The sequence below is a fragment of the Mesorhizobium sp. LSJC280B00 genome (genome assembly GCF_000502835.1).
Lineage (GTDB): Bacteria > Pseudomonadota > Alphaproteobacteria > Rhizobiales > Rhizobiaceae > Mesorhizobium.
In genome coordinates, this window is the sequence record NZ_AYVL01000017.1 from 103,054 (window position 1) to 119,050 (window position 15,997).

The following is a 15,997-nucleotide window of genomic DNA, read 5'->3' on the forward strand; positions in this document are numbered from 1 at the left end:
CGTTCGCCCGTCCTTGGCTCGAACTCCGGCCATGACGGCACGGACCAGGGAAAGGGAGCTCCAATGAGGAAGATCATCGCCGCAACATTCGTCAGCCTCGACGGCGTCATGCAGGCGCCTGGCGGCCCGCAAGAGGACCCTGTCGGCGGCTTCAAATTCGGCGGCTGGACGTTTCACTACTGGGACGATGTGATGGGCGCCGCGATGGGCGAGACGTTTTCAAAACCGTTCGCGCTGCTTCTCGGCCGCAAGACTTACGACATCTTCGCCGCCCACTGGCCTTATCAGAAGAATGATCCGATCGCCGACAGCTTCAACGCCGTCACCAAATATGTGGCGACGCACAGGCCGGATTCGCTGTCCTGGCAAAACAGCCAGCCGCTCGGCAGCGATGTCGTGGCGACGTTGCGCCGGATGAAGCAGGAGGACGGCCCCGACCTGCTCATTCAGGGATCGAGCGAGCTGATCCAGACCTTGCTCGCCAATGACCTGATCGACGAGATCAGCTTGCTGATCTTCCCGCTGGTGCTGGGCAAGGGCAAAAAACTGTTCGGCAGCGGCACGATACCTGCCGCCTTCAAGCTGACCCGTTCGCAGGCATCGACCACCGGCGTCCTCATGGCGAGCTATGAACGCTCCGGCGAGATCAAGACCGGGTCATTTGCCACGGAGCAGCCGTCCGAAGCCGAGATCGAGCGGCGAAAGAACTGGAAGTAGATGCCGCCGCGGGGCGATCAAGGACGGCTGAACACTGGCCGTCCTTTTTGCTGTTTTTAAGCCGCCTCTCGTCGCCCTGCCAACCCATCGCGGAGGTGGCCCGCGAATGCCAGTGCAGCCGGCGCGACGTCGTGCTTCGGCAAATGCAGATTGATCGAAAAATTCGGCAATGACGGCAGCTCCGGATCGTTGGCCAAAATGTCGAGGTCGACAGGCACGGTCGACGCCAACCAGGTGGTGACGGCCAAGTCCGAACGCACTGTCGCCGTCGTCGCGTCGATGCTGCCGTTTTCGAATACGGTGCGCCATTCCAGCCCATGCTCGTTAAGCGCCTCCAGCACCACCGGGCGGAACGCACAGGTCTCGGCGACCATCGAAACCGGCAAGGGCCGCTTGCCGCGGGCGGCGCCGCCTTTGGCGCCGACCCAGACCAGGCGATCAACAACAAGGCATTCACCGGCCGACCGACCGATCGGCTCCTCGATCACCGCGAGCTCTATCGTGCCGCTCGCCAAGGCTGCGGCCAACTCTGGCGACGAAGCACAGACAAGCGAGATCTCGACCTGCGGATAGGCCTCGGCATAGGCCTTCAGCACCGGCGCAAGCAAGGTGCCGACAAGGTCGTACGGCACCCCGAGCCGCACCTGACCGGCAACCGCATCGCCCGCCATCTCCGCCAGGATCTCGTCATTGAGGGAAAGCAGGCGCTTGCCCTTGCCGAACAATCGCTCGCCGGAGCGGGTCAATCGCAATCCGCGCCGATCGCGATCGAACAGGCTGCAGCCGAGAACCTCTTCCAAACGCTTGATCTGCTGGCTGACGGCACCTTGCGTCAAATGCAGCACGTTGGCCGCCGCCGTCATGCTAGCCTTGTCGGCAACGGTGACGAAGGTTCGAACCAGGGCAGTATCGAGGTTGCGGAGCATCCGGCTATTATATTTGCTAATGCCTGTCATAGCAAACATTGCATTTACTGATGAGCCGAACAGCCTACGGTGCAGGCTTCAAAGGAAGCAGCATATTTGAAACCGGCCTTCCCCTCGTCCTGTTCGCGCTGGTCTCAACCTCAACGCCCGGCATGGCCACGACCTTGTCGACGGCGTCCGGCGCGCAGTTCGGCTTTCGCCGCTCTATCCCGCTGATGGCCGGGAGTGCGGCCGGCCTGGCTACCGTGGCTGCGGCAGGTGCTGCCGGGCTCGCCGGTCTGCTGGCTGCCGCTCCTTCGCTGCAACTGGCAATGAAAATGGCCGGTACCCTCTATCTGACGTGGCTTGCCCTCAAGATCGGCCGCAGCGGTCCGCCCAACCTGGACGTGGCCATGGCAAAGCCGAACAGCTTTTTGGGCGGCGCCGGCCTGCAATGGATGAACCCAAAGGGCTGGGCCATGGGGCTGGGAGCGGCGGCATCCTTTGCCGCGCTCGCCAACGGGCCGCTGCAGCTCGCCGTGCTGCTCGGCACGGTCTTCGGTCTTGCAGCGGCCCTATCGCTGGCGGCGTGGTGCGTGGCGGGCACGCTGCTCGCCCGGTTGCTGCGAACCGAGCGGCAGTGGCGCATGCTCAACGCCGTGCTTGGCCTGCTGCTGGCCGCCTCGATCATTCCTATGTGGCGGACAGCGTAAGATAAGTTATTTCAGGCAGCGTAGCGTGCCGCCGGCTTGCCGGCCAGCAGGCTGCCGAAGAAACCTTGCCGCGCACCAAGATAGGATTCCAACCCAGCCGGATCGGAGAGCCCGGGCGCGGTGACGGTTTCGCCCTTGGCCAGGCCGACAAGCGCTGCATCGACCAGATCGTCGGCAGTCATAACGATCTCTGCCGGCAGGTCGGCAATATCGCTTCCGGCAACTTCCCAGAACTCGGTCCGCGTAGCCCCCGGCAGCACGACCTGTATGGCGACCTTGCTGTCGGCGACTTCCCGCTGCAAGGCCTCGGTGAAGTTGACGACATAAGCCTTTGTGCCGCTGTAGATGCCGCCGAACGAGGTGTCGAAGGCCAGCACCGACGCGATGTTAACGATGGCACCGCGGTTGCGCGCCAGCAGCTCCGGCAGGACCGCGCGGGTCAAACGAGTCAAAGCCACGACATTGACCTTGATCATGCGCTCGGCCACATCAGCGTCGGCCGTTGCCACCATCTGCGCGCCGCCAAGGCCGGCATTGTTGACCAGCAGCGTCACGCTGTCGTCGGTTGATATCGCCTGCTCGACCCGTCGCAGATCGCCGTCGTCGGCCAGGTCGGCGCTGATGACGCCGACCTTGATGCCATACGCGTAGCGGAGCCTCTCCGCCAATTCCTCCAACCGATCGGCGCGCCGCGCCACCAGCACCAGATCATAACCTAGGCCGGCGAGCCGGTCGGCATAGACCGCGCCGATGCCGGACGAGGCGCCGGTGACGACCGCTGTACCTTTGTCCTGATTGCTCATTGTCTTGCTCCTTCTGGTTCGATTCCAAATGCCAGTGCCGCACGGCAACACACCCTGCTTCGACTGGCACATGAATTATTGGCATATGCCACTATTTTAACGTAGGCATATGCCACCATCTTGTCAATCCGGGGAGCAAGGACTATTTCTGGTTTGCATCGAGGGGTCCCTTCCGGTCCCTCATCGGAAATCCGCCAATGTCCCAAACCACCCTGCCCGGCCTGGCGCTTTGCAATAACGCCATGCTGCGCCGCGCGACGCGGAAACTCGGCCAGTTCTATGACGATGTGCTGGCCCCATCGGGTCTGAAGGCCACGCAGCAGGGCCTGCTTTATCAAATCCACGTCGGCAACGAACCGACGATGGGTGCCATTGCCGCGGCCCTCGTCATGGACCTGTCGGCCCTCGGTCATACGCTGAAGCCGCTGATCCGCGACGGTTATGTCGAGACCTTCGCCGACCCTGCCGACCGCCGCATCAGGCGCGTCAGGCTGACACCGCAGGGCCGGACCAAGCTCGAAGAAGCCCTGAAGCTGTGGCAAGTCGCTCAGCAGCGCTTCGAGGAGATGTTTGGCAAAGAGCAGGCGGCAAGCCTGCGAGCGGCGCTGGACGAAATCGCCGCGCTGAATTTTGACGCACCGCCGGCCGCGACTTGAACTATCGGCGGCCGGCAGCCAAGCTCCACTGACAGCCTTATTCGGCCGGCATCGCCACCGGTCGCGCCGCCAGGTGGCCCGCCAGCACGACGCCCAGACCGACGATCGGGAATGCCGCCGCGACCACACCGAGGTCGGCCGGTGCGCCATAGCGCAGCACCGCGGCGCCGACCACGGCGCCCAGTGCCACGCCGAGGTAGAGCGCCGAAGCGTTCAGCGACAGCACGATTGGCGCGGCATCGGGCGCCAGCTTGATGATGCGGCTGGCCTGCGCCGGCGGGAATGCCCAGCCGACGATGCCCCACGGCACCATCATGGCCATCAATGCCGGCCCGGCGATCTCGCGCGGCAGGAACATCGGGATCAGCGAAAACGTGACCAGCATCGCGGCACTCAGCGCCAGTGACCAGCAGACGGTGCGCGTCGCGCCGAAACGGTCGGCGGCCTGACCGCCGCCGATATTGCCGATGACCGCGCCAACGCCGAAAGCGAGCAGCATTCCGGGAAGCGCGATCGGGTTCAGTCCGCCGCCTTCGATCGCGAACGGCGCGACAAAGGCAAAGACGGTGAAGGCGCCGATCAGGGCCAGGATGGTCGTCACCAGGATAGGCATGACGCCGGGGCGAAGTGCCGCTGCCAGCCGCATCCGGAGCGGCAGCCTGGTGCCGACGATGCCGCGCGGCAGCCGGTACCACAGGATCGCGCCGGCGAGCGCACCAAGGCCGGCAATGGCAAAGAAGGTGCCGCGCCAGCCGGCAACCGTCGCAACGAGCGCGCCGAGCGGTGCTCCGACCGCGACCGCAACCGTAGTGCCGCCGACGACCACGGCAATGGCGCGGGCGCGGTGATGATCGTCGACAAGCGCAACGGCCGTTCCCTGTGCGGTCGCCGCGAACAAGCCTGACGACAGCGCCATGACGATGCGCGCGATCAACAGCAATTCGAAGGAGGAGCTTAGCGCCGCGGCGACGTTGCCCACCACGAAGAACACCAGCGTCCACAGGATGACGCGGCGCCGGTCCCATTCGCCGGTCAGCGTTGCCAGGATCGGCGTGCCGATCGCATAGGCGAGCGCAAACGCGGTGATCAGCGTGCCGGCGAGCGGAACGGAGATGGCGGCATCCTTTGCAATGTCGGGCAAAAGGCTGGAGATGACGAAACCTTCGGTCGAAATCGTGAACGATCCGAGCGCAAGCCAGATGAGGCGCTTATCCATGGCAATTTCCTTAGTTCAAAGGTTATTGAACAATTGGACATAACAGGGCATGATGTCAATAAACCCAACCATCCTGACAGCCCGGTGTCAGGACGGGGCGACGGGACGAAACTATGTGTCCATTAGCCACGAGAGGAGATGCGTTGAAATCGGCTCCGAATGTGCTTAATTCCTGGGCATGACCTTGCCCCATCCCACCGCCGACCAGATCAGCCTGCCGAACGTGCTTGCCGTGCTCGGCGACCCGACGCGACTGGCCATCGTGCGCTATCTCGCCAGCAAAGAGGGCGTGCCGCTGAATTGCAGCCGGTTCCTCGATCTCTGCTCGAAGACCAATCTGAGCTACCATTTGGCCAAGCTGCGTGAGGCCGGCGTCACCCGCACCGAGGCGGTTGGAACCAGCCGGCTGATCACGCTGCGCCGTGACGATCTCGACCGCCGCTTCCCGGGCCTGCTCGACAGTGTTATTGCCGCGGCCGGCGACGCATCGTTGCCGGCGGTCGGCGGCCACGAGATCGAACTCCGCGCCTGAACGACCCGAAGCTGGGTTCCGCTCTCGCCCGCCTCGCGAGGCGAGCAAAGTAGCTTCACCCGCCCTCCAGCCATTCCAATTAACGGAGCCTGCCATGCGCATTGCCGTCCTCGCCGACATCCACGGCAATGTCCTGGCGCTCGACGCCGTGCTCAATGATCTGCGGCAGCGCGGCGGCGCCGACCTCATCGTCAATCTCGGCGATTGCGTTTCCGGCCCGCTCTGGCCGCGCGAGACCATGGAGCGGCTCGAGACGCTCGAACTGCCGACGGTGCGCGGCAACCACGACCGCCGCGTTGCCCGCGACACCGCCGACGAGGCCATGTGGCCGTCCGACCGCTACGCGCAGGAACGGCTGACCGCAGGCCAACGCGAGGCGCTATTTGCGCTGCCCGTCAGGCTGGAGGTGGCGCCCGGCATACTCGCCTTCCACGCCCGGCCCGACCACGACGAAAAATACCTGACTGACGCGATCGTCGACGGCCGGCTGGTGCGCGCGCCGCTGGTCGCAATCCAGCGGCGCCTCGGCGCGATCGATCCCGCCTGCCGCATCATGCTTTGCGGCCACAGCCATCGCAGCGAGCTGGTCCGCATTCCCGGCGGTCCGGTCATCTTCAACCCGGGCAGCATCGGCTGCCCCGCCTATGACGATTCAACCCCGCCGGCGCATGTCTCCGAACAGGGTTCGCCGCACGCCCGCTACGGCATCGTCGACTTGCATCCCGATCGTTTCGAATCCATCGCCGTCGACTATGACCATGAGGCGGCGGCGTATCAGGCCGAGCAGGCGGGACGGCCCGAATGGGCTCACGCGCTGCGCACCGGCTTCATCCCAGGCTGAGCTTGCTCATCCCAGGCTGAGCTTGCTCATCCCAGGCTGAGCTTGCTCATGCCTAGCTGAACGGATGACCGCCTTCGAGCGGCAGAAGTCGCGACCGGTCCAATCTTCAGTCGTCAGATGCGGATCGCTTCGATCCCTTGGCAGCACGTCGGGTGCTGGCCGCCGAAGTCTTGGACGTCGAGGTCTTGGTCGCCGAAGCCTTTGGCCGTGACGTCTTGGGCGCTAGTTGCGTTGGGTTGAAAGTCTGTGCTGGGGCGGATTCGGAACCGGCCCGAATGTCGGCGTCGCGCACCTGCTGGCCAAAGTTCAGGCCGGTCAGCTCTTCAATCTCGGCCACCGTCGAAAGGAACTCCGATATCCTGGCAATTTCAAGCGGGTCATCGAATGCCTCGGCACGCTCGCCGAACGCTTCGGGCATCACTTCCAAAACCGGCTTCTGGTCCGCCAGCAGCGCGATGGCGCGCAGGCCAGCTTGATCGGACCACAGCGCGATCTTCCAGAATTTCAGCGGAACATGGCTGTCGAAGCGGTAGGGTGGATCGTCCTCGCCGAACACTGGCCCGGCAAACACCGTGACACGGCCTCGCGTCGTATAGGCGTTGCGCAGCACATAGGTTTCTACCGCGCGCCATCTCAACTTCCCTTTGGAGCCGGGATGGTCAAGCGAGCTTCCTTGATTGAAGAAGCCGACTTGCGGCGCAGCATTGGTATAAAAGAACGTGTCGCGCTCTGCCGCGACCGCCTCCTGATCGACGCCCCATGCGGGGTCGCCGCGAAGTGTAATATGGCCCTTCTGGAACATTCGAGCGATTCGTTCCTTGGATTTTGCGACGGGAAATCCAGGCACATTCTGGCTCGAATAGAATTCCTGGTTCATCTGCTCGCCAAGGTCGATGCGCCGATCCGGCCGGAAAGCATCGCTGGCTTCCGAACCGGAAATCGACTCCACCCCCAATTCGACAAGCGACGGGTTGTCGATGACCGTCTTGTCCTCACGATTGACCGCCTTGGTGCGGGATCCATCGATATTGCAGGCGGTGACGAAGGCAAGCCTGCGATCGGCGTTCATCAAGATCGAAAAATGATGGTAGCGCAATTCGTGTGGGTCCTCTCCCGGTTTGGCAAGAAGGTTTTTGGCCAACCGGTAGGGTGAATTGGCAACCGTCGGCATTGCCAGGACAAAGCCCGGTATGAAGCCGGGCTCATACCCTCCACGATCGTCGAAATCCTCTGTTTTCCAACCCGCGGCCTCGGCGATGGCCACCTTCCCGGGTTCGCTTGCCGGGCCTTTGCCGTCGCTTCGTCTCGCATCGCCTCCGTCGCGGTCGATCAGCGGCGCCCGGACATTTATCTCGACGGGAAAAGTCCAGGTGACCGAGCCATCGGCATTGTGTCTCGTCGCCGGCGGATTGCGATCCGGTTCCGGCCGCTGCACCGGCTTGTCCGGCACATCTTCGCGAATATCGGCGTTCAGCCGAACTGTCTCGTCCATCATGCGCGGCATGCCGGCCCAAATCGCCAGAGCTTGCGAAACCGCCGATGCCGAGGAGCCCGGCAGCTTGGACTTTCTAGCACCCAGATCGTCAACGATGGCGCTGATCCGTATGCCTTCGTTGATCTCGCGCGCCAGCGCATAGCCACCTATGCCCGTCACCTCGTGGAACGGGCCGGCCCAATGGTGCAGGGCGATAGGTTCCCATTCATTGTTGAAGACCGGGGAGCCGGACGAACCCTGTTCGGTGTCGGCGACATAGTGCAGCACTTGCACCGTTTCGTCGCGGGCCACCAGCCGGTTTTCACGCAACACCAGTTCCTTGAAGCGGCCATCGGGATGCTGAACGATGTTGGCGATTTCGCCGAGCATATGCTTGTCGCGCGCATCCGACAGCGAGATAAAACCGAACTCCCCCAGTTCCTTTGGACCGGAACGCCGCTCGCCGACTCCGATCAGCGTGTAGTCCAGACCCTCTATGCTATCGGTCACGAAACAGGATTCAGGATCGAACAGGAACGTCGTCGGCGTACGCACGGCATTCGCACCGTCCTGCTCATAATCGAACTGAACCTGGAAGCGCCGGGAATCCGCCGGCGACGAAATCACATGGTTGTTTGTGAGGAACAGCCTTGGCCCGACCAGAAAACCCGATCCTTGTGGATTGCCGTTGAGAAAGGCAACGCGGCCAACCGCATCGGCAGCACGGCGCCCACGCTCGAGGAATGCGATCCCGATGAAATCGAGCGTTGGGCCGAGAATTGCCTCCGGCCCTGGCTGCTTGGCGGCGGCCTTTCTTTCCCCGGCAGACCTCATGTCGATCGCTGCCGATATCATCTCCGCTTCGGTGCGGCTGAGCGACGCCTTTACCTGCAACCTGTCGAGGCGCCTGGAGAGGGTCTGTTCGGCGGCCAGCGGATTGCCGTTGGCGATGTGATCAAGTGAAGCCTCAATCTCGGCGCGCGTTTTCTTGATACGCTGGCGAACTATGTTTTCCACCTGCGCAAATATTTCAAGGTCGACCATATTGCCCTCCTCAACCTTACTTGAGAGAGTGCATATTTACATGAAATGTGCAATATTTTGCCGGCTGTTAGTTCACGGAAGTGGCCTGGTCGCGATTCAACACGCGGCACCTTTTCGGGCTTACACAGCGCCGCCTCGTCGCCTATAAAAACCGGCTGGCGTGCGATGGCGCTTTCGTGCCTGGCCGCGCCTTCGGCAATTGAACCTACCGCCCATGGCAGATGATTAGGCGCACAGTAACACTCCCGACGACGCTGCTTGCGATGGTTGCTGCTCCGCTGATGCTGGCGGAGTTGCCGGCCAACGGCCAGGAGCCGGAGCCCATCATCTCGATTGTGACGGGTCTTGCTCCGGATGATCTCCTGAACGTGCGCGCCACGGCGTCGGCCATGGGCAAGATCGAGGCGCGGCTGCCGAGCGGTTCGAGCGTGAAAAATCTCGGCTGCGGCGACATCAGCGGCTACAAGTGGTGCAAAGTCCAAGACATTGACGACCCGACGCTGAGCGGATGGGCTCCGGCGCGCTACCTCGACCCCATCAATCCCCAGCAAGTGACGCCCCAGGTGGCGGCCAGTGCGGAGAACCATGCCTCTCAACCGCTGCCCATCTGACAACGCGCCTCGGCGCAACCGGTCCCGAAACGACGCTGAACTCCGCTGACGCAATCGGCAGGGTGGCTATCGAGGACGCTTACCGCTTGGCCCTGGCCGCTGGAAACCCCTCGACTGGACAGGTTGATGGATCGCCGCCCGCGGCAGTGGGTCCCGTCCAGAATTTCGGCGCGGCCAACGCGGCGCCTCCGCCCGACGCACGGACCGTTGCGCGGCTGCAGCCGCCGGGGACACCGGTACCCGGTGCCGGCAACGCCATCCCCTGCGCGCGCTATCTCGGCCAGCCGATGACCAGCTGCAAGGCAGGCGTCGCGCGCACCGGCGACAAGACCGACGTGACGGTGACCTGGCCCGATGGCGGCACGCGCATCATCAGCTTCCAGGCCGGCAAGCCGGCAGGTTCGAATGGGCCCGGCGAATTCCGCTTCACCCGCGAGGGCAGCCTGAACATGATCCGCGTCGGTGCTTCCGAACGCTTCGAGATCACGGACCAGTTGGCGCTGGGGGATAGTGATAAGGGGAATAAGGCAGTAGGGCAGTAGGGCAATATGTTTAAAGGGCGCTCGAACCTCTGCCCTACTGCCCTACTGCCCTACTGCCCTACTGCCCTACTGCCCTACTGCCCTACTGCCCTACTGCCCTACTGCCCTACTGCCCTACCGCCCTACTGCCCTACTGCCCTACCCGCATTTTAGGGGGTTACATCCGGCAAAACTCTTCCCTATAAGGCCCTCCTAGCCTGATACCAGAATCGCGCGCACAACCGGCCGGGTCATCCCGTCCGGCTTTTTGTGCAAGCCGCCCGCCGAACGGACCCTCGACATGCCAAGACGCACCGACATCAAGTCGATCCTGATCATCGGGGCCGGCCCCATCGTCATCGGCCAGGCCTGCGAGTTCGACTATTCCGGCACCCAGGCCTGCAAGGCGCTGAAGGAAGAGGGTTTTCGCGTTATCCTGGTCAATTCCAATCCGGCCACCATCATGACCGATCCGGAACTGGCCGACGCCACGTACATCGAGCCGATCACGCCCGAAGTGGTGGCCAAGATCATCGCCAAGGAGCGGCCGGACGCGCTGCTGCCGACCATGGGCGGCCAGACCGCGCTCAACACCGCTCTGTCGCTGCGCCGCATGGGCGTTCTCGACCGCTACAATGTCGAGATGATCGGCGCCGACGCCACCGCAATAGACAAGGCCGAGGACCGCGCGCTGTTTCGCGAGGCGATGAACAAGATCGGCCTGGAAACGCCGAAGTCGATGCTGGCCAACGCCACCGACGTCAAGAATGCCGACCGCAAGACGCACGAGGCCGAGCGCGCCGCGCTGAAGGCGGAAAAGCCCGAAAATCTCGACGCCGCGCTCGATGCTCTGGAAACGCGCTGGAACCTCGGTGAGGGCGACCGCAAGCAGCGCTATATCAGCCATGCCATGGCGATTGCAGCACAAGCGCTCGACCATGTCGGCCTGCCCGCAATTATCCGCCCCTCCTTCACCATGGGCGGCACAGGCGGCGGCATCGCCTACAACCGCGCCGAATTCTTCGAGATCGTCCAGTCCGGCCTCGACGCCTCGCCGACCACCGAAGTGCTGATCGAGGAGAGTGTGCTCGGCTGGAAGGAGTATGAGATGGAGGTTGTCCGCGACAAAGCCGACAATTGCATCATCATCTGCTCGATCGAGAACATCGACCCGATGGGCGTGCATACCGGCGACTCGATCACCGTCGCCCCGGCGCTGACGCTGACCGACAAAGAGTACCAGATGATGCGCAACGCCTCGATCGCGGTGCTGCGCGAGATCGGCGTCGAGACCGGCGGCTCCAACGTGCAGTTCGCCGTCAACCCGGCAGACGGCCGCCTGGTGGTGATCGAGATGAACCCGCGCGTCTCGCGCTCGTCGGCGCTGGCTTCCAAGGCGACCGGTTTCCCGATCGCCAAGATCGCGGCAAAACTCGCCGTCGGCTACACGCTGGACGAGTTGGAGAACGACATCACAGGCGGAGCAACGCCGGCCTCGTTCGAGCCGAGCATCGATTACGTCGTGACCAAAATCCCGCGCTTTGCCTTCGAGAAATTCCCCGGCGCCGAGCCGGTGCTGACCACATCGATGAAATCGGTCGGCGAGGTCATGGCCATCGGCCGCACCTTCCAGGAATCGCTGCAGAAAGCGCTGCGCGGGCTGGAGACCGGCCTGACTGGTCTGGACGAAATCGAGATCCCCGGCATCGGCCACGGGAACGCGCCGGCCAGCCATGTCGATGACCGCAACGCCATCCGCGCCGCCTTGGGCACGCCGACGCCGGACCGGCTGCGCATGGTGGCGCAAGCGATGCGCATGGGCACCTCGCTGGAAGACGTGCACGCGATGTGCAAGATCGACCCGTGGTTCCTCGAACAGATCGCCGGCATTCTCGACATGGAAGCCCGCATCCGCGAGCACGGAATTCCCGAGGACGCGGCCAATCTGCGCATGCTGAAGGCGATGGGTTTCTCCGATGCCCGCCTCGCATCCCTGGTCAGGAAGGACGTCGAAGAGATCGAGAAGATTAGGCGTACACTCGACGTTCATCCGGTCTACAAGCGCATCGACACTTGCGCCGCCGAGTTTGCTTCGCCCACCGCCTACATGTATTCGACCTATGAGGTGCCGTTCGCCGGCGCGCTCGCCAACGAGGCGCAGGTCTCATCGCGGAAAAAGGTCGTCATCCTCGGCGGCGGCCCCAACCGCATCGGCCAGGGCATTGAGTTCGACTACTGCTGCTGCCATGCCGCCTTTGCGCTGCGCGACGCCGGCTTCGAGGCGATCATGGTCAACTGCAACCCCGAGACCGTCTCGACCGACTACGACACCTCCGACCGGCTCTATTTCGAGCCGCTGACGCCGGAGGACGTGCTGGAGATCCTGCGCGCCGAACAGGCCTCGGGCGAGCTCGTCGGCGTGATCGTCCAGTTCGGTGGCCAGACGCCGCTGAAGCTCGCCGATGCGCTGGAGAAGGCCGGCATCCCGATCCTCGGCACCTCGCCCGACATGATCGATCTCGCCGAGGACCGCGACCGTTTCCAGAAGCTGTTGCACAAGCTTGGCCTCAGCCAGCCGAAGAACGGCATTGCCTATTCGGTCGAGCAGGCCCGCCTCGTCGCCGGCGAGCTCGGCTTCCCGTTGGTCGTGCGCCCGTCCTATGTGCTCGGCGGCCGCGCCATGCAGATCATCCACGATGAGAGCATGCTGCAATCCTATCTGCTCGACACCGTGCCCGGCCTGGTGCCGGAGGACATCAAGCAGAAATATCCCAACGACAAGACCGGCCAGATCAACACGCTGCTCGGCAAGAACCCGCTTCTGTTCGACACCTATCTCTCAGGCGCCATCGAAGTCGATGTCGATTGCCTGTGCGACGGCAGGTCGACCTACGTCTCCGGCATATTGGAGCATATCGAGGAGGCCGGCATCCATTCGGGCGACTCGGCCTGTTCGCTGCCGGTGCATTCCCTCCCCTCGGAACTCGTCGACGAGCTGGAGCGCCAGACAGCAGCACTTGCCCGGGCGCTCAATGTCGGCGGCCTGATGAACGTGCAGTACGCGATCAAGGACGGCACCGTCTATGTGCTGGAAGTCAACCCGCGCGCGTCGCGCACCGTGCCCTTCGTCGCCAAGACCATCGGGCGGCCGATTGCAAAGATTGCTGCCCGCATCATGGCCGGCGAAAGCCTGGAAGACGCCTTCGCCCATTACGGCGCCATGCCCGACCCGCGCAATCCCGGCCACATCGCCGTCAAGGAAGCGGTGTTCCCCTTCGCCCGCTTCCCCGGCGTCGACATCCTGCTCGGCCCGGAAATGCGCTCGACCGGCGAGGTCATGGGCCTCGACCGCGACTTCGCGCTGGCCTTCGCCAAGAGCCAGCTCGGCGCGGGTGTTGATCTCCCCCGCGCGGGCACGCTGTTTGTCTCGGTGCGCGACGAGGACAAGAAAGGCATCCTGCCGGCGGTCAAGCGCCTCGCCGGCCAGGGTTTTAAAGTGCTCGCCACCTCCGGCACCGCCCGCTTCCTCGCCGAGAACGGCGTCGTCGCCGAAAAGATAAACAAGGTGCTGGAAGGCCGCCCGCACATCGAAGACGCCATCCGCAACCGCCAGGTGCAGATCGTCTTCAACACCACGGACGGCCAGAAGGCGGTGTCGGACTCAAAATCGCTGCGCAGGGCAACGCTGATGCAGAAAGTGCCGTATTACACGACGCTGTCGGGCGCCGCTGCGGTGGCGGAGGCGATTGCGGCGTTGAGGGCGGGGAGCTTGGAAGTGAGGCCGCTGCAGGAGTATTTTGCGTAGGCGATTAGCCAATCTCCCTCCTTGTGGGGGAGATGGCCGGCAGGCCAGAGGGGGGCGCTGTCCCGCCAACGTTGCGAGTGTTCGAGCGCCGCTCAACCTGTCTCGGTGCTCACACCCGATCCAACCTCACCACTCACTCATATGACAAATTCCACTATTGGGGGGCTTTTGATGCATTCAAAAGGCGATCGAATTCGCCGTCGATTACTTCCAAAGATGCGATGAGCTTCTGGAGTGTGGTGTATTCGTCTTTCGGGTCGACTGCTTTTTGCACGTGACCCTTTCCACTTGTGTGCGCTACTGCTCCCCGAGCCTCCCCAAAATTACTCATCGCCTGCAAAAAAATCGCATCGCATTTACCCATATCAAAGCCAATCGGAATAAACATTTCCATGATATTCTTTTCTTTTATCCCGTGATTCTCTAGTCGAATCCGCTTATTAAATTCCGATACACACTTTGAAAATCGATCGTCAATTAACGTCTTGCTTGGCCATTGCTTTATTTTGTTTGGCTCAGTTGCATGGAGCGAATCTGGTGGACGATCTGTTGCTCTGCCGCCGAAACCGATCAAATGAAATGTAACAACGGAGACGAACTTATTCATCTCCCAAGCGTCAAGAGCTGTTGTGGCTACTTCAAGAACGCGATCTTCAAGATACGTTTCCACCTCCGCGTGCGTCAAGACACGAAAAGAAAGCGCACGGGTCGTGACACGCAACGGATCTTTGTAAGAGCCAGTCGGGTCGAATTTAGATGGTAAAAGCATGCGCTTCAATTCTTTGACGCGTGCCTGAAGATCTTGAAAGCGACTCGACGCCATTTAGTGAAAGCCGTCGAACGTTATACGCGAGCTCCCGTCTTTCCTAGGTTCGAGAGCAGGAACTTTATTGTCTTGCTCAAGAGCGGCGCGAAGTCCGACCCCCCAAATTGACAACCGGTCAAACGTATGCGGAATACCGGCCGTGTCACTTTCGACGGCCTCCGAGAACGTCGCATCAGCGAGGCATGAGGCATATAGCAGTCGCACTTTCTCGGCATTAGCTGCCATAGCGGTTCTGATTTCATAATCTGCAGCATAAAAAACAAGGGCATCGAAAATTGCTCTGTTGAAGGATCGCGAGCCAGGCTTTCGGGCTAACGCTTCATCACCAAATATATCTATAAGAACATCAACGGCCGCGTTAAACTGCTCAATATCGCGACTGACGGAAACCTGCACATCTTCCCAAGTTTCGTTAAGCGCCATACAAGTGTTATCGAGAAATTCTTTCATCCTCCCCGAATAACTAGCGAGGAAGCGCCGATAAGCCAAGTACCGAACAATAAGCTCCACGTCACGCATGCGAGGATCTGGCGTCGTTCGACCCATTAGCCTCTGGACGTGAGCTGACGCAATCGCAGTATCATCAATAAAGTCTGAAAATGGCCCGGGCACCATAGCTTGGCGCAATTCTTGAGGAGAAAGCTTAACGCTTCCGGTATTCAATCGCAGGAATACCGTATGAAGAAAATTCGTATTGGGCCAGTTACGAATTACGACCGTCCGAATCGTATTGTTGAAAAAAGCGTTCAAATCGTCTCTTCTTGCGGGGTCCTTTTCCAATTGAGAAAAGCTCTTTCGAATAAGATCCGTCCGAACCTCCAACCCAGAAAGACGAAAAGCATTCTTTGTGCCCTCAGCGTTTCCTGTAAATTGCAGAAGAGAAAGCAACCTCTGTTTTCCATCTAATACGATGAACTGGCCCCTTTGGTTTTTCTTTTCCGCAAGAACTATTTGTGGTATAGGAAAACCCAAGATAACACTTTCAATGAACCTCCCTTTTCCCCCAATTGACCAAGCGTCGCGCCTTTGGAAACGAGGGTTCATATCGATGTTCTTATTCATCAATTGGGAGATGACAGTTTGAACTGTCCAGTCCGACGAATATAGAACAGCTTCTGAAAAAGCAGCAGTATCTTTTGGATCTAGAACCGCGTCGTCCTCGTCGACAAATTCAAGATCTGTTTCAGCCATCGCTTCTCTCATCTTTCCCGTGTCTTAGCCAAGAATTAGCTCGTTAGCGTAAGATCGACAACATTGGTAGCACTGATTCGCGCAATCAGGCAGGGATTGAACAGTTGATCGAGTCTTGGCCGAACCCAAACGCCGTAGGCAA

General features: G+C 61.5%; 14 protein-coding genes. 8 read left to right on the forward strand and 6 right to left on the reverse strand.

Annotation, left to right across the window (positions count from 1 at the left end; translation table 11 throughout):
- Window positions 1–63: 63 nt before the first annotated feature.
- Window positions 64–717: a dihydrofolate reductase family protein gene (locus X773_RS61840; RefSeq protein ID WP_023678310.1), complete on the forward strand. Its 654-nt coding sequence runs from the start codon at window positions 64–66 to the stop codon at window positions 715–717.
- A gap of 56 nt (window positions 718–773) precedes the next feature.
- Here the strand turns inward: X773_RS61840 and X773_RS61845 are convergent, their stop codons facing one another.
- Entirely contained in the window at window positions 774–1,643 is an 870-nt protein-coding gene (locus tag X773_RS61845; RefSeq protein ID WP_023678311.1) for a LysR substrate-binding domain-containing protein, read from the reverse strand.
- Window positions 1,644–1,735: 92 nt separating this feature from the next.
- Here X773_RS61845 and X773_RS61850 point away from each other — a divergent pair, with 92 nt between their 5' ends.
- Window positions 1,736–2,335: a LysE family translocator gene (locus X773_RS61850; protein ID WP_023678312.1), complete on the forward strand. Its 600-nt coding sequence runs from the start codon at window positions 1,736–1,738 to the stop codon at window positions 2,333–2,335.
- An 11-nt stretch (window positions 2,336–2,346) separates the two neighbouring features.
- Here X773_RS61850 and X773_RS61855 read toward each other — a convergent pair whose 3' ends face one another.
- Window positions 2,347–3,138, reverse strand: coding sequence for an SDR family oxidoreductase (locus X773_RS61855; RefSeq protein ID WP_023678313.1), 792 nt, complete (start codon window positions 3,136–3,138; stop codon window positions 2,347–2,349).
- Window positions 3,139–3,335: 197 nt separating this feature from the next.
- Here X773_RS61855 and X773_RS61860 point away from each other — a divergent pair, with 197 nt between their 5' ends.
- Entirely contained in the window at window positions 3,336–3,794 is a 459-nt protein-coding gene (locus tag X773_RS61860) for a MarR family winged helix-turn-helix transcriptional regulator (protein WP_023678314.1), read from the forward strand.
- A gap of 37 nt (window positions 3,795–3,831) precedes the next feature.
- Here X773_RS61860 and X773_RS61865 read toward each other — a convergent pair whose 3' ends face one another.
- On the reverse strand, window positions 3,832–5,010 hold the full coding sequence (locus tag X773_RS61865; protein ID WP_023678315.1) for an MFS transporter: 1,179 nt from the start codon (window positions 5,008–5,010) through the stop codon (window positions 3,832–3,834).
- Between the two features lie 178 nt (window positions 5,011–5,188).
- Here X773_RS61865 and X773_RS61870 point away from each other — a divergent pair, with 178 nt between their 5' ends.
- Both X773_RS61870 and X773_RS61875 read left to right on the forward strand, forming a co-directional pair.
- Entirely contained in the window at window positions 5,189–5,542 is a 354-nt protein-coding gene (locus tag X773_RS61870) for a helix-turn-helix transcriptional regulator (protein WP_023678316.1), read from the forward strand.
- A gap of 94 nt (window positions 5,543–5,636) precedes the next feature.
- The gene (locus tag X773_RS61875; protein ID WP_023678317.1) at window positions 5,637–6,383 is read left to right on the forward strand and encodes a metallophosphoesterase family protein; all 747 of its coding nucleotides are present in this window, start codon (window positions 5,637–5,639) and stop codon (window positions 6,381–6,383) included.
- Window positions 6,384–6,489: 106 nt separating this feature from the next.
- Here the strand turns inward: X773_RS61875 and X773_RS73740 are convergent, their stop codons facing one another.
- Window positions 6,490–8,901, reverse strand: a complete 2,412-nt coding sequence (locus tag X773_RS73740; RefSeq protein WP_023678318.1) for a DNA/RNA non-specific endonuclease — start codon at window positions 8,899–8,901, stop codon at window positions 6,490–6,492.
- Window positions 8,902–9,164: 263 nt separating this feature from the next.
- Here X773_RS73740 and X773_RS78225 point away from each other — a divergent pair, with 263 nt between their 5' ends.
- From X773_RS78225 to carB, 3 genes are all read left to right on the forward strand, one after another.
- Window positions 9,165–9,512: an SH3 domain-containing protein gene (locus X773_RS78225; protein ID WP_036238856.1), complete on the forward strand. Its 348-nt coding sequence runs from the start codon at window positions 9,165–9,167 to the stop codon at window positions 9,510–9,512.
- 86 nt (window positions 9,513–9,598) lie between these two features.
- Complete coding sequence (locus X773_RS78230; RefSeq protein WP_245274751.1) at window positions 9,599–10,054, forward strand: hypothetical protein; 456 nt, start codon at window positions 9,599–9,601, stop codon at window positions 10,052–10,054.
- A 280-nt stretch (window positions 10,055–10,334) separates the two neighbouring features.
- The gene (gene carB / locus X773_RS61890) at window positions 10,335–13,838 is read left to right on the forward strand and encodes a carbamoyl-phosphate synthase large subunit (protein ID WP_023678320.1); all 3,504 of its coding nucleotides are present in this window, start codon (window positions 10,335–10,337) and stop codon (window positions 13,836–13,838) included.
- 154 nt (window positions 13,839–13,992) lie between these two features.
- Here carB and X773_RS61895 read toward each other — a convergent pair whose 3' ends face one another.
- Together X773_RS61895 and X773_RS61900 are read right to left on the reverse strand one after the other, a co-directional pair.
- Complete coding sequence (locus tag X773_RS61895) at window positions 13,993–14,661, reverse strand: hypothetical protein (RefSeq protein ID WP_023678321.1); 669 nt, start codon at window positions 14,659–14,661, stop codon at window positions 13,993–13,995.
- Window positions 14,662–15,855 (reverse strand): DUF262 domain-containing protein, encoded by a 1,194-nt coding sequence (locus X773_RS61900; protein ID WP_198023583.1) that lies wholly within the window; start codon window positions 15,853–15,855, stop codon window positions 14,662–14,664.
- Window positions 15,856–15,997 lie beyond the last annotated feature (142 nt).

Excerpts from the sequence above, each read along its gene's own strand:
- carB (WP_023678320.1), top strand. The coding sequence starts at position 10,335 with ATGCCAAGACGCACCGACATCAAGTCGATCCTGATCATCGGGGCCGGC.
- X773_RS73740 (WP_023678318.1), bottom strand. The coding sequence starts at position 8,901 with ATGGTCGACCTTGAAATATTTGCGCAGGTGGAAAACATAGTTCGCCAG.
- X773_RS61845 (WP_023678311.1), bottom strand. The coding sequence starts at position 1,643 with ATGCTCCGCAACCTCGATACTGCCCTGGTTCGAACCTTCGTCACCGTT.
- X773_RS61860 (WP_023678314.1), top strand. The coding sequence starts at position 3,336 with ATGTCCCAAACCACCCTGCCCGGCCTGGCGCTTTGCAATAACGCCATG.
- X773_RS61870 (WP_023678316.1), top strand. The coding sequence starts at position 5,189 with ATGACCTTGCCCCATCCCACCGCCGACCAGATCAGCCTGCCGAACGTG.
- X773_RS61900 (WP_198023583.1), bottom strand. The coding sequence starts at position 15,855 with ATGGCTGAAACAGATCTTGAATTTGTCGACGAGGACGACGCGGTTCTA.
- X773_RS61875 (WP_023678317.1), top strand. The coding sequence starts at position 5,637 with ATGCGCATTGCCGTCCTCGCCGACATCCACGGCAATGTCCTGGCGCTC.
- X773_RS61840 (WP_023678310.1), top strand. The coding sequence starts at position 64 with ATGAGGAAGATCATCGCCGCAACATTCGTCAGCCTCGACGGCGTCATG.
- X773_RS78225 (WP_036238856.1), top strand. The coding sequence starts at position 9,165 with ATGGTTGCTGCTCCGCTGATGCTGGCGGAGTTGCCGGCCAACGGCCAG.
- X773_RS61895 (WP_023678321.1), bottom strand. The coding sequence starts at position 14,661 with ATGGCGTCGAGTCGCTTTCAAGATCTTCAGGCACGCGTCAAAGAATTG.
- X773_RS61865 (WP_023678315.1), bottom strand. The coding sequence starts at position 5,010 with ATGGATAAGCGCCTCATCTGGCTTGCGCTCGGATCGTTCACGATTTCG.
- X773_RS61855 (WP_023678313.1), bottom strand. The coding sequence starts at position 3,138 with ATGAGCAATCAGGACAAAGGTACAGCGGTCGTCACCGGCGCCTCGTCC.